Origin of the sequence: Amycolatopsis sp. FDAARGOS 1241 (assembly GCF_016889705.1) — a bacterium.
Taxonomy (GTDB): Bacteria; Actinomycetota; Actinomycetes; order Mycobacteriales; family Pseudonocardiaceae; genus Amycolatopsis.
Map to the genome: position 1 here is coordinate 3,364,037 of NZ_CP069526.1, position 13,423 is coordinate 3,377,459.

Genomic DNA, 13,423 nt, shown 5'->3' on the forward strand with positions numbered 1-13,423 from the left:
ACAAGAATAGTTGTCAAGGGTGCGGCGGGGTGCGGCGTCCAGGTGCGAGACTGCGGGGGACCGAGGGAAAGGACCGCTCATGGCGACCGTGGCCGACCAGCTGATCGACGTGCTCGTGCAATCCGGCGTGCGGCGCATCTACGGGGTGGTGGGCGACAGCCTCAACCCCGTCGTCGACGCCGTGCGCCGCACCGGGGGAGCGGCGAAGGGTGGCATCGACTGGGTGCACGTGCGCAACGAGGAGGCGGGCGCGTTCGCAGCGGCCGCCGAAGCGCAGGTCACCGGGCAGCTGGCCGTGTGTGCCGGCAGCTGCGGGCCCGGCAACCTGCACCTGCTGCAGGGGGTCTACGACGCGCACCGCTCGGGCGCGCCGGTGCTCGCCATCGCGTCGCACATCCCGTCGACGCAGATCGGCACCGGGTTCTTCCAGGAAACGCACCCGCAGCAGCTGTTCGCCGAGTGCTCGCACTACTGCGAGCTGGTCAGCAGCCCCGAGCAGATGCCGCGGCTCGCGCGGATCGCGGTGCAGAACGCCGTGGGGCGGCGCGGTGCGGCCGTGCTCGTGCTGCCCGGCGACGTCTCGCACGAGCCGGCGGCCCACCCGACGGGCGTGTCCGCCTCGCTCGGCACGCCACCGGCGGTGGTGCCCGCGGCGGGCGACGTCGACCGGCTGGTGGAGCGGATCAACCGGGCCGAGAAGGTGATGATCATGGCCGGCGCGGGCTGCCGCGACGCCCACGACGATCTCCTCGCGCTGGCGGACACCGTGGCCGCACCCGTCGGGCATTCCTTGCGGGGCAAGGAGTTCGTGCAGTACGACAACCCGTTCGACGTCGGCATGAGCGGCCTGCTCGGCTACGGCGCGTGTTACGAAGCGATGCACGAGGCCGACCTCGTGCTGTTGCTCGGCACCGATTTCCCGTACGACACGTTCCTGCCGCAGCGCAACACCGTGCAGGTCGACCTCGACCCGGCCCGCATCGGGCGCCGCTCGGTGCTGGAGTTCGGCGTGCTGGGCGACGTCGGCGCCACGATCCGCGCCGCATGGCCGCGGTTGCGGCGCAAGGAAGACCGCTCGTACCTGCATGCCATGCTGCGCAAGCACGAGCGCGGCTTGCAGCGCGTGGTCGACGCCTACACCGGCGACGTCGCGCAGCGCGTGCCGCTGCACCCGGAGTACGTCGCCGACCTCCTCGACGAGGAAGCCGCGGCCGACGCGGTGTTCACCGTGGACACCGGTATGTGCAACGTCTGGGCCGCGCGGTACCTGACGCCGAACGGCCGGCGCCGCGTGCTGGGTTCGTTCGTGCACGGCAGCATGGCGAACGCTGCCGCACGCCATCGGCGCCCAGTGCGCAGCCCAGGGCCGCCAGGTCGTCGCGATGTGCGGCGACGGCGGGCTGGCCATGCTGCTGGGCGAGCTGCTGACCTTGCGCACGCAGAAGCTGCCGGTGAAAGCCGTGGTGTTCAACAACTCCTCGCTGGGCATGGTCAAGCTCGAAATGCTCGTCGACGGACTGCCGTCCTTCGGCACCGACCATGACCAGGTGGACTTCGCCGCCCTCGCCCGGGCGGCCGGCCTGCACGCCCGCCGCGTCGAAAAGCCGGCCGAAGTGCGCGACGGCCTCCGCGAGATCCTCGACCACGACGGCCCGGCCGTCCTGGACGTCGTCACCGACCCCAACGCCCTGTCCATCCCCCCGAACATCACCGCGGCGCAGGTCCGCGGTTTCGCGCTGGCCGCCTCGCGCACGGTGCTCGGCGGCGGGGTGGGCAAGATGCTGGAGCTGGCGAAGTCGAACCTGCGCAACGTGCCGCGCCCGTGAACGCGAACCGGGGCGGTGCCGCGCACGGCACCGCGCCGCAGCGTGGAGGAATCCGGTGGTGTTCGGCCGCCATTCGGCCGGGGAGGTCGGTGGTGCCGGTCGCGGGCCGCCGCCGAGGTCGACGAGGTCGCGCCGGCGGCGTGCGAGCGCCTCGGCGGCGGCCAGTGAAGTGAGTTCGCAGCGAGGGAGACTTCCCAGCGGCTCGGCTGATCGGGAGCAGGGGAAACCGGGGGCGGCCGACCGCAGCGAGGCTGCACATCCCACCGGAAGACTCCGGGCCGACATTGCCGCTGAGGCGCCGGCCCCGCGTCGCGCTGGGGCGACGGTCGCAACGTGCCGCGCCTGTGAACGCGAACCGGGGCGGTGCCGCGCACGGCACCGCCCCGGGCAGCGGGGACGTTCAGTCCGTTTCGGCCATCGCTTCGGCGAACTGCGCCGCGTACAGGCGCGAGTAGGCGCCGCCCGCATGAAGCAGGGTTTCGTGGTCGCCCTGCTCCACGATGCGGCCCGACTCCATCACGAGGATGACGTCGGCGTCGCGGATGGTGGAGAGGCGGTGGGCGATCACGAAGCTCGTGCGGCCCTCCCGCAGGGAGTTCATCGCGTGCTGGATGAGGACCTCCGTGCGGGTGTCGACGGAGCTCGTCGCCTCGTCGAGGATGAGGATCGCCGGGCGGGCGAGGAACGCGCGCGCCACCGTGATCAGCTGGCGCTCGCCGGCGCTGACGGTGCCGCCCTCGTCGTCGATCACGGTGTCGTAGCCGTCGGGCAACGTGCGCACGAAGCGGTCGACGTAGGTCGCCTTGGCGGCCTCCACGATCTGCTCCTGCGTCACGCCATCGGCGCCGTACGCGATGTTCTCCGCGATCGTGCCGCCGAACAGCCACGCGTCCTGCAGCACCATGCCGGTCTTCGCGCGCAGCTCCTCCCGGTCCATCTTCGCGATGTCCACGCCGTCGAGAGTGATCCGCCCGCCGTCGATCTCGTAGAACCGCATCAGCAGGTTCACCAGCGTGGTCTTGCCCGCGCCGGTCGGCCCGACGATCGCGACCGTCTGCCCGGGCTCCACCGTGAGCGACAGGTCCTCGATCAGCGGCGTGTCCTCGAGGTAGCGGAACGACACGTCCTGGAACTCGACCTTGCCGTGCACCACCGCCGGCCGCTCCGGGTGCTCCGGCTCGGGCTCCTGCTCCTTCGCGTCGAGCAGCGCGAACACGCGCTCGGCCGACGCGACACCCGACTGCAGCAGGTTCGCCATGCTCGCGATCTGCGTCACCGGCTGGCTGAACTGGCGCGAGTACTGGATGAACGCCTGCACGTCGCCCAGCGTCAGGCTGCCCGACGCCACGCGCAGCGCGCCGATCACCGCCACCAGCACGTAGTTCAGGTTGCCGATGAACATCATCGCCGGCTGGATCGTGCCCGAGATGAACTGCGCCCGGAAGCTCGCGTTGTACAGCGTGTCGTTGTGCTCCTTGAACACCTGCTCGGCCTCTTCGCGCCGGCCGAAGACCTTCACCAGGGAGTGGCCGGTGTACATCTCCTCGATGTGTGCGTTGAGCCGCCCGGTGGTGGACCACTGCTTGATGAACTGCGGCTGCGCCCGCTTGCCGATCTTGGCCGCGATGAACACCGACGCCGGCACGGTCAGCAGCGCGATCACCGCGAGCAGCGGCGAGATGAGGAACATCATCACGAGCACGCCGACCACCGTCAGCAGTGACGTGACGATCTGCGAAAGTGTCTGCTGCAGCGACTGCGCGAGGTTGTCGATGTCGTTCGTGACGCGGCTGAGCACCTCACCGCGCGGCTGGCGGTCGAAGTAGCGCAACGGCAGCCGCGAGAGCTTCGCTTCCACTTCGCGGCGCAGCGAGTACACCGCGCCCTGCACGAGGCTCGTCGTGAGCCGGGCCTGGATCAACCCGAAGAACGACGCGATCACGTACAGCGCGAGCACCAGCAGCAGCACCCGGCCCACGGCCGTGAAGTCGATGCCCATCCCGGGCACGATGTCGGCGCGCTGGAAGATGTCCGCGAGCGTGGTGTTGCCCTGCGCCCGCAGCCCCGCGACCACCGCCTCCTTCGACACGCTCGCCGGCAGGTTCTTCCCGATCACGCCCGCGAAGATCAGGTCCGTCGCCTGCGCGAGGACCTTCGGCCCGATGACGGTCAGCGCGACGCTCGCAGTGCCGAGAACGAGCACCCCGATCAGCGCGGCACGCTGCGGCCGCAGCAGGCGCAGCAGCCGGGCCAGTGACCCCTTGAAGTCCAGAGCCTTCTCCGGCGGCATGCCACCGGCCATGAACCGTCCCGGTCCCGCGGCCGGCGCGACGTTCTTGTTGCGCGCCGCGGTCGGCCGTTCGCCGACCTCGGTCGCCACCCCACCCGAAGTGGTGTCTTCCTCGCTCACGCCGCCTCCTGTGTCTCGCGGGAGACCCGCACCCGGTCGGCGTCGCGAGTGAGCGTTCGCCGTTGTGTACTCACGCCGCCTCCTGCTCGGTCAGCTGCGAAAGCACGATCTCGCGGTACGTTTCGTTGCCGTCCATCAGTTCGTGGTGGGTTCCGGTGCCGACGACGCGGCCGTCGTCGAGGACGACGATGCGGTCGGCACCGCGGATGGTGCTCACCCGTTGCGCGACGATGACCACCGTCGCGTCGCGGGTTTCGTCGGCCAGCGCGCGGCGCAGCGCCGCGTCGGTGGCGTAGTCCAGTGCGCTGAACGAGTCGTCGAACAGGTAGATCTCCGGTTTGTGCACCAGCATCCGGGCGATCGCGAGCCGCTGGCGCTGGCCACCCGACACGTTCGTGCCGCCCTGCGCGATCGGCGCCGCGAGGCCTTCGGGCATGCGCTCCACGAAGTCCTTGCCCTGCGCCACTTCCAGCGCGTGCCAGAGCTCTTCGTCCGTCGCGTCCGGATTGCCGTAGCGGAGGTTGCTCGCCACCGTGCCCGCGAACAGGTACGGCTTCTGCGGCACCATCCCCACCACGCGCGCCAGCGCCGCCGGGTCGAGTTCCTTCACGTCGACGCCGTCCACGCGCACGCTGCCGGCGGTGGCGTCCATCAGCCGCGGGATCAGGTTCAGCAGCGTCGTCTTGCCGCTGCCGGTGCTGCCGATGACCGCGGTCGTCTCTCCGGGCCGCGCGATGAGCGAAATGTCGCGCAGCACCGCCTTCTCCGCGCCGGGGTAGCAGAACTCGACGGCGGTCAGCTCCAGCACGCCCCGCACGCCGGCGGGGGAGACCGGCTTCAGCGGCGGCCGCACGCTCGGCTCGGTGTCGAGCACCTCGGTGATGCGCTCGGCGCTGACCTCCGCGCGTGGCACCATCATGAACATGAAGGTGGCCATCATGACCGACATCAGGATCTGCAGCAGGTAGGCCAGGAACGCCGTCAGCGCGCCGATCTGCATCGAACCGCTCTCGATGCGGTGACCGCCGAACCACAGCACGGCGACGCTCGAGACGTTCACCACCAGCATCACGGTGGGGAACATGAGCGCCATCAGGCGCCCGACCCGCAGCGACACGGTGAGCAGTTCGTCGTTGGCCTGGCCGAAGCGCTCCTGCTCGTGCCGGTCGCGCACGAACGCGCGGATCACGCGGATCCCCATGATCTGCTCGCGCATGACCTGGTTGATCTTGTCGATGCGCACCTGCATGAGCCGGAACGCCGGGCGCATCCGCGAGATGATGAGACCGACGGCGATGGCCAGCACGGGCACGATCACCAGCAGCAGCGACGAGAGCGGCACGTCCTGGTTGAGCGCCAGGACGATGCCGCCGACGCACATGATCGGCGCCGACACCATCAGGGTCAGCGTCATCAGCACCAGCATCTGGATCTGCTGCACGTCGTTGGTCGTGCGCGTGATGAGCGACGGCGTGCCGAACTGGCCGACCTCGCGGGCCGAGAAGTCCTGCACCTGGTGGAACACCGAGGCGCGCACGTCGCGGCCCAGTGACATCGCGGTGCGGGCGCCGAAGTAGACGGCGCCGATCGAGCCGCCGATCTGCACGAGCGTGATCAGCAGCATCATGGCGCCGACCCGCATGATGTAGCCGGTGTCGCCCTTGACGATGCCGCCGTCGACGATGTCGGCGTTGAGCGTCGGCAGGTACAGCGCGGCCAGCGTCTGTACCAGCTGCAGGACGACGACCAGCCAGATGGTCGTCTTGTAAGGGCGCAGGTGACTGCGCAACAGGCGGATCAGCACGGGTCGGTTCTCCCCCAGGGTGGTGTCGGTCGTGGTGGTTCGGTTCTCAGGCGCGGGCGGCGCCGGCCGCCGCCGCGGTCAGGGACGGCATGCCGGTGGAGGCTTCCCGCAGGAGTTCGACGAACGTCGGCAGGAACTGCTCGTCCCGGCCGGACGTGAGCCAGTTGTGGAACGCGATGCGGGAAGCGCTCTGTACGATCCCCGCGAGCATGCGCGCGTGCAACGGATTTGCGCCACCGCCGGCCCGCTCGGCGACGGCCTCGGCCAGCACCCGCTCCACGGTGGCGTGGGCACGCAGCATTTCGGCGAACAAACCGGCGTTCTGGAGCATTTCGCGCATCCGGCGCACGTCTTCGCGCGTCGGCCGGCCGTCGCGTGAGGACTGTTCCACCGCCGCGTTGATCACCGCGTCCCACAGCGGTTCTTCGGCCGGCCGGGCCCGCAGCGCCTCCCGCACGCGCTCCTGCTGCGCGACGATGAAGGAGCAGACCGCTTCCTCCTTGCTCGAGAAGTAGTTGTTGAACGTGCGCGGCGACACGCCCACCTCGTTCGCGATGTCCTCGACTCGCAGCTGGTCCATGCCCCGCTCGAGCGCGAGGCGCAGTGCGGCGGTGCCGAGCGCCTGCCTGGCCGCGATCTTCTTGCGTTCGCGCAGGCCGAGGACGGGTGCCGCGGGTTCGGAGGTCATGCCCACCAGAGTAGCGAAAGTGCGCGACACGCAAAAAACTGCGTGCCGCGCACTTTTGGTCGGCATCCGGATCCGGTACTGGTTGCTACTCTGGGTGACCGGCTCGAACCCATCGGCGCAGGTCAGGCTCGGCCGGTCGGCGCCCGGGCCGATCGGCGGGGCTGTCGGGAACGGACGATCCCGGCTACGGTTGTTACCGAGCGTGAGTGTTAGCCAGGCAGCCGGACAGCGGAGGAGCGCGCATGCGGGCGATGTGGAAGGGCTCGGTCTCGTTCGGGCTGGTCAGCATCCCGATCCAGCTGTACGCGGCCACGGAGAACAAGAACGTGTCGCTGCGGCAGGTGCACGAAGCCGACGGCGGCCGCATCCAGTACAAGCGCTTCTGCACGGTCGACGGCGAAGAAGTGCCCTACGCCGAGATCGCCAAGGGCTACGAGCTGCCCGACGGCGAGATGGTCGTGCTCACCGACGCCGACCTCGCCGAACTGCCGCTGGCCACGCAGCGCACGATCGACGTGCTCGAGTTCGTGCCGCTGGAGTCGATCGACCCGATCCAGTTCGACAAGACCTACTACCTCGAGCCGCAGAAGAACGCGGTCAAGCCGTACGTGGTGCTGCGCGACGCACTGCACAAGGCGGGCCACGTCGCGATCGCGAAGGTCGCGGTGCGCCAACGCGAGAGCCTGGCTCTGTTGCGGGTCGTCTCCGACGTGCTCGTGATGACCACCATGCTGTGGCCCGACGAGGTGCGCACGCCCGACTTCCCGTTCCTGCGCGAGGACCCGCCGCAGGTGCGCCCGCAGGAGGTGACGATGGCGGGCTCGCTCATCGACTCGCTGTCGGAGCCGGTCTTCGAGTCCGAGAAATACGCGGACGGGTACCGCGAAGCGCTCGAAGCGGTGATCGAGGCGAAGGTCTCGGGTCAGGAGACGAAGAAACCCGGCGCAGTCGGCGCGAAGGCCGACGTCGTCGACCTCATGGCCGCGCTGGAAGCGAGCGTCTCCGAGGCGCGCAAGTCGCGCTCGTCCACCGGGGCCAAGAAGGCCGCGTCCCCGCGCTCGCGCAAACCCGCAGCCGACGAAGACGAGAAGCCGGCGAAGAAAACCACTTCGCGGGCGCGCCGGCCGAAGAGCGCCTGAACCGCGCCCGGCCGGACCGTACGGAGCCGGCGTGAAAAGTGCCCTCCCGCGGTGACCTGCGCCGCGCCGGAGATCACCGGACCGGGCGCGGCGACACGCCGCCGGTATGCCAGACTCTGGCGCTCACCGGTGGTACCAAGAAGCCGTCCGGTTCACTACCCAGCACGATCGCGGAAGGCGGCATGAGCATGGAGTGCGCGTTCTGCACCAGCGGGATCGACCACTGCCACGGCACCCTGGTCGTTCACCCGGACGGCGGGTTCGCCGAGTGCACGGACGAGAACTGCACGGATCTCGACCGCGTCCGGCACGCCCTCATCATCGACTGCCACACGCTCGACGACGCGTGCTCCTGCACGCTGGCCGTCGAGGTGGAGGCGGTGCTCCGGCAGGCTTCCTGAGCCCTCCCGCGGCTCGGTGACCGTGAAGGCCCCGCTCTCCGGCGCGCCGGCGAACGGGGCCTTCACGGTGTTCAGCCAGGCGGCTTCCCGTCCGGCGCCGATCCTTACCCGATCGTGTATGCAGCTGTGTACACCGGCTTGGCGATGTGCTAACACTAACGAGGTCCTTCGGCTCTCCCTCCCCCTCGGAGCCGGAGGACCCCTTAGCCGGCGGCGCGCCCGATCAGGCAGGCGAGCGCCGTCAGTACCGGTAGTGCTCCAGCTTGTAGGGGCCGGCCACGTCCACGCCGATATACTCCGCCTGCTCCTTGCTGAGTTTCGTCAGCTTGACGCCCAGCGCGTCGAGGTGCAGCCGCGCCACCTTCTCGTCGAGCAGCTTCGGCAGCCGGTGCACGCCCACCGGGTATTCGCCGGGCTTGGTGAACAGCTCGATCTGCGCGATCGCCTGGTTCGCGAACGAGTTCGACATCACGAACGACGGGTGCCCGGTCGCGTTGCCGAGGTTCATCAGCCGGCCCTCGGACAGCACGATGATCGAGTGCGCCGCGCGCCCGTCGGCCGCGGGGAAGCGCCACTCGTGCACCTGCGGCTTGATCTCGAGCTTCCGGATGCCGGGCACCTTGGCGAGCCCGGCCATGTCGATCTCGTTGTCGAAGTGGCCGACGTTGGCCACGATCGCGTTGTGCTTCATCCGGCCCATCTGCGCGGCCGAGATGATCCCGAAGTTGCCGGTCGTGGTGAGGAAGATGTCGGCGCGCTCCACCACGTCGTCGAGCTCGACCACGTCGAGGCCCTCCATCGCCGCCTGCAGCGCGCAGATCGGGTCGATCTCGGTGACCACGACGCGCGCGCCCTGGCCGCGCAGCGCCTCGACGGCGCCCTTGCCGACGTCGCCGTAGCCACACACCGCGGCGAGCTTGCCGCCGATCATCACGTCGGTAGCCCGGTTGAGGCCGTCGACCATGGAGTGGCGGATGCCGTACTTGTTGTCGAACTTGGACTTCGTCACCGAGTCGTTGACGTTCATGGCCGGGAACAGGAGGGTGCCTTCGGTGGCGAGCTTGTAGAGGCGCTTGACGCCGTTGGTCGTCTCTTCGGTGACGCCGCGGATCCCATCGGCCAGGCGCGTGAAGCGCCCGGGGTCGGCGGCGAGGCTCTCGGCGAGGGTGCGCAAGATGATCCGGTACTCCTCGGGGTCGCTCTCGTCGGCTTCCGGCACGGCGCCGGCGGCTTCGAACTCGACTCCCTTGTGCACGAGCAGCGTCGCGTCACCGCCGTCGTCGAGGATCATGTTCGGGCCTTGACCGTCAGCGAAGCGGAAGAGCAGGTCGGTGCACCACCAGTACTCGTCGAGGGTTTCGCCCTTCCACGCGAACACCGGTGTGCCCTCGGGCTTTTCCGGTGTCCCGTTAGGACCGACGACGACCGCCGCGGCGGCCTCGTCCTGGGTGGAGAAGATGTTGCAGGACACCCAGCGCACGTCGGCGCCGAGTGCCACGAGCGTCTCGATCAGCACGGCGGTCTGCACGGTCATGTGCAGCGAGCCGGCGATGCGCGCGCCCTTCAGCGGCCGCGCTTCGGAAAACTCGCGGCGGATCGCCATCAGGCCCGGCATCTCGTGCTCGGCCAGGCGCAGCTGCGTCCGCCCGGCTTCGGCGAGGGCCAGGTCGGCGACGGCGAAGTCGACGCCGTTCACGGTTTTCAGGTTCGGACTCATGTCGGTTCCCCTTGGAGGTGGTCGTTTCCGTTGCCGGGCAAGGCGAATCACGGCGCCACCGCGTGCGGGGCACCGGAGCCTGCCGGAGGGTTCAGGAGGCGCGGACGCCGTTCGCCGGCGAATTCCGCTTCGGTGAAAGCAAAAGAGGCACCTCCTTGTCAGGAGGCGCCCTTGTCCGGAACTCACGGGCGGAGCGTGGCGGAACCCTCAGGGGTTGCCGTCGCAGCGCCTCTCGGCCCGGAGTGCGCGCCCGCGGGCGCGCGTCTGGTTTTCCCGCCATCCACCATGGCAAGAGCGGAAGGAGGCTGTCAAGCGAGCGGCTCGGGCAGGTCGAGGTCGACGTGGCGGGTGGCCAGCGTCTCGGCCAGCACGGTGAGCTTCACGTTCAGCTCCTGTGACGTGCGGCGCAGGATGTCGAACGCCTCGTCGGCCGTGATCCCGCGCCGCTGCATCAGGATCCCCTTGGCCTGACCGATCACGTCCCGGGAGTCGATCGCCTTGCGCAGCTGCGCGTTCTGCAGTTCCGCGGCGGTCACGGCGCGCGTGTTCGCCAGCGCGAGCGAGCCGTGGGTGGCCAGCAGGAGCGCCACTTCGCGATCGGCTTCCGTCAACGCGCCGGCATCGTGGGCGTAAACGTTCAGCGCGCCCGACACCTGCGGTGGGCGCGCGTCGGGCAGCAGCGCGATGGCGAGCAGGGAGCCGACGCCGTGGCGGGCGGCGGCCGGACCGAACTGCGGCCACTTGGCCTCGCGCGCGAGGTCCTGGCTCTCCGCGTGGGCCGGTCCGTCGGGACGGGCCGCGTCGACGCAGGGACCTTCACCGGCGCGGTACTGCACCTGGTCGAGTTCGGTCGCGATCGGGTCGGTCTCGACGGGGGTGTAGAAGAGCCCGTCGGGCCCGCGCAGCGTGATGCTGACCAGCGACGCCGCCGGGATCACGCGCGCCGCGGTCGTCACGAGTTCGCGCAGCACACCGCCGATGGTCGTCGCACCGAGCAGCGACCGGGTGAGCCCCCCGAACTCCGTGCCCAGCCCCGCGAACCGGTCGCCGGGCAGCGCGCGGGCAGCGTCGCCGTCGGACATGCCGTCACCTCGAATCCTGGGGTTCCCTCCGGGCTACCCGCGCCGGGGTGGCGGCCAAACGGCGCCCGTTACCCCGGCGGAGGCGGGAACTCCGCGCGGACGCCGAGCAGCCGCACCGGCTTGCCGAGCTCGAACATCCCCAGCACCTCGTGGGCCGCGCGGCCGATGGCGGCGGCGTCGGACGTCGGCTCGGGCAGCGTGACGCTGTGCGTGTGGGTGAAAAACGGCGCGAACCGCACCTTCACCGCCACGCGGGCCGCGGGGCGGCCCTCCTCGGCGACGTCGGCCGCGACGCGCTGGGCAAGCCCGTCGACCTCGTCGGCGATGCGGCCCGGATCGGTGAGGTCTTGCTGGAAGGTCGTTTCCCTGCCGCGTGAGCGGACCACGTACGGGGTGGCGGTGACCTCGGCGTCGCTGACGCCGCCCGCGAGCAGCCGGTACCACGGGCCGAGCCGCGGGCCGAAGCGCGCGGCCAGGTCTTCGGGGTCGGCGCCGGCCAGCTGCAGCACCGTGGTGAGCCCGGCTTCGGCGAGCTTCTTCGCGGTCTTGCGCCCGATGCCCCACAGGGCGTCGGTGGGCCGCTCGGCCATCACGGCCCACCAGTTCTCCCGCGTGAGCCGGTAGATGCCGGCGGGTTTGGCGAAGCCGGTGGCGAGCTTGGCGCGCAGCTTGTTGTCGCCGATCCCGACGGAGCACGACAGGCCGGTCTCTTCCTGCACCGCGTGGCGGATATCGGCGGCGAAGGCCTCCGGATCGGCGGTGGTCACGCCGAGGAAGGCCTCATCCCAGCCGAGGACCTCGACGACGGCCGGGAACTGCCGCAGCCGCGCCATGACCCGCTCGGAGACCTCCTGGTAAGCGGGGGCGTCGGTGGCGAGGAAGACGGCATCGGGGCAGCGCTTCGCGGCCAGGCGCAAGGGCATGCCGGACTGGATGCCGAATACGCGGGCTTCGTAGGAAGCGGTGGCCACGACGGCGCGTTCGGAGGGGTCGCCGTTCCCGCCGACGACGACCGGGCGGTTGCGGAGTTCGGGGTGGCGGGCGATCTCGACGGCGGCGATGAACTGGTCGAGATCGACGTGGAGGACCCAGGTGGTGGTGGGCACGGGATCCAGTGTGCGGGGTTGGGGTGGGGTTGTGCACGTATGTGGTGCTGGGGTGGGGGTGTGGGTGGCTTGTTGTGCTGGGGGGGCGGCTTGTTGTCTTGAGGAGGCGCGGCTTGTTGCGCTGGGGAGTGGCCGGCTCGTCGCGCTGGCGCGCGACGTTGCGCCGGATCGGAAACCCACTGGGGCACCCCGATTTTTGATTGTCACCGCGTGGAAAGCGGGGATCGAGGTGCAGGGGCGGGTCTGGCTGTGTGGTGGGGTGCGTCGTCGGGTGGCGGTGGGTGGGGTGAGCGCGTGGTGAGGTTGCGTAGGGCAGCGGGGGGCAGGCGTGGGTGAAGGGTGCGGTGCGTAGCCCGGTGCGGTGGGCAGCGGTGGGCCGGTGGGTGAGTGGTCGCGTGGCGGTCGCAGCTGCGGTGCGTCGGATCAGCCGTGGCTGTGGCCGCCGATGATGTGGAGGGCGACGCCGCCGCCGACGGCCAGGAGGGCGCCCAGGGTGAGGGCGGGGCTGGTGGTCACGAGGCCGCCGACGAGGAACGCCACGGCGGCCAGGTCGAACAGCACCGCCATCACGGTCGCGGCCAGGCGGTTCGGGGCGGGTTTGCCCCGAGTCAGGGCCGCCGCCAGTGCGGGGTCGCTGACTTCGAACCAGCGCTCGATCTTGTCCAGCTCGCTGCGTTCCTCGTGACTGAGCATGGAGGTCTCCTTCGGCGGCGCGCCTGCCGGTGTGTTCGGCAAGTACCCGCACGCGCGGTGCGCCAACCGCTCCGGAGCGGATTCACCCGGGTGTTCGCCGTCGTATAACGGCCTATACGTCGATTCATGGGTCGCCGGCTGGAGTCCGGGGTCCACTGTGGATCCTTGATCGGCCGGACGAGTGACTGCGGCGCTCACGCTGCGAAGCGCGGGTGCCGGCCGGTTCTCATTGTCCGCCCACGGGAACCGGCACGGCTCGCAGGCCGGTTCGGGGCCGACGCAGCTCCGGCGTGACGAACGGTCGAGCCCAACCTCGCAGTGACTGGCCGGGTCGGCGTGGTTCCCGTCGACGTGTGCGCCCGTCGAGCCGGTCGCGAGCCCGCTCGCTTGGTCGGGCCCCGCGGCGAAGGTGTTGCCGGTGAGGGTGGCGTCCTGGACGTCTTCGAACGTCAGCGCCTGCGACGCCTTGATGGTCTCGCAGTAGTTGTCCTTCATGACGAAGTCCGTGGTGTGTCCCTTGCCGACGTTCAGGGCCTCGGCCATGAGGCACGTGTTGG

Annotated in this window: 9 protein-coding genes and 1 pseudogene; 3 read left to right on the top strand and 7 right to left on the bottom strand. The window is 70.1% G+C overall.

From position 1 onward, the window contains the following. Nucleotides 1–79 precede the first annotated feature (79 nt). Nucleotides 80–1,826, top strand: a pseudogene (locus I6J71_RS16530) (pyruvate dehydrogenase). A gap of 400 nt (nucleotides 1,827–2,226) precedes the next feature. Here the strand turns inward: I6J71_RS16530 and I6J71_RS16535 are convergent. From I6J71_RS16535 to I6J71_RS16545, 3 genes are all read right to left on the bottom strand, one after another. Beyond that, entirely contained in the window at nucleotides 2,227–4,128 is a 1,902-nt protein-coding gene (locus I6J71_RS16535; protein WP_204097090.1) for an ABC transporter ATP-binding protein, read from the bottom strand. 178 nt (nucleotides 4,129–4,306) lie between these two features. Beyond that, nucleotides 4,307–6,040: an ABC transporter ATP-binding protein gene (locus tag I6J71_RS16540; RefSeq protein ID WP_204095513.1), complete on the bottom strand. Its 1,734-nt coding sequence runs from the start codon at nucleotides 6,038–6,040 to the stop codon at nucleotides 4,307–4,309. 46 nt (nucleotides 6,041–6,086) lie between these two features. Further along, nucleotides 6,087–6,728 (bottom strand): TetR/AcrR family transcriptional regulator, encoded by a 642-nt coding sequence (locus I6J71_RS16545; RefSeq protein ID WP_204095514.1) that lies wholly within the window; start codon nucleotides 6,726–6,728, stop codon nucleotides 6,087–6,089. 242 nt (nucleotides 6,729–6,970) lie between these two features. Here I6J71_RS16545 and I6J71_RS16550 point away from each other — a divergent pair, with 242 nt between their 5' ends. Together I6J71_RS16550 and I6J71_RS50770 are read left to right on the top strand one after the other, a co-directional pair. Further along, nucleotides 6,971–7,867: a Ku protein gene (locus I6J71_RS16550; RefSeq protein WP_204095515.1), complete on the top strand. Its 897-nt coding sequence runs from the start codon at nucleotides 6,971–6,973 to the stop codon at nucleotides 7,865–7,867. A 38-nt stretch (nucleotides 7,868–7,905) separates the two neighbouring features. Further along, the gene (locus tag I6J71_RS50770; protein ID WP_370542156.1) at nucleotides 7,906–8,268 is read left to right on the top strand and encodes a hypothetical protein; all 363 of its coding nucleotides are present in this window, start codon (nucleotides 7,906–7,908) and stop codon (nucleotides 8,266–8,268) included. 241 nt (nucleotides 8,269–8,509) lie between these two features. Here I6J71_RS50770 and ahcY read toward each other — a convergent pair whose 3' ends face one another. The 4 genes from ahcY to I6J71_RS48285 all read right to left on the bottom strand — a co-directional run bounded on the left by ahcY (nucleotide 8,510) and on the right by I6J71_RS48285 (nucleotide 13,409). Next, nucleotides 8,510–9,985 carry an adenosylhomocysteinase gene (gene ahcY, locus I6J71_RS16560; RefSeq protein ID WP_204095516.1) on the bottom strand — a complete coding sequence of 492 codons (1,476 nt, stop codon included), beginning with the start codon at nucleotides 9,983–9,985 and terminating at the stop codon, nucleotides 8,510–8,512. Nucleotides 9,986–10,293: 308 nt separating this feature from the next. Then, a complete protein-coding gene (locus I6J71_RS16565) occupies nucleotides 10,294–11,067 on the bottom strand; it encodes a GAF and ANTAR domain-containing protein (RefSeq protein WP_204095517.1) in 774 nt (257 codons plus the stop codon). A 68-nt stretch (nucleotides 11,068–11,135) separates the two neighbouring features. After that, nucleotides 11,136–12,173 (bottom strand): DNA polymerase IV, encoded by a 1,038-nt coding sequence (locus I6J71_RS16570; protein ID WP_204095518.1) that lies wholly within the window; start codon nucleotides 12,171–12,173, stop codon nucleotides 11,136–11,138. A 423-nt stretch (nucleotides 12,174–12,596) separates the two neighbouring features. Beyond that, entirely contained in the window at nucleotides 12,597–13,409 is an 813-nt protein-coding gene (locus I6J71_RS48285; RefSeq protein WP_239154916.1) for a DUF3040 domain-containing protein, read from the bottom strand. Nucleotides 13,410–13,423 lie beyond the last annotated feature (14 nt).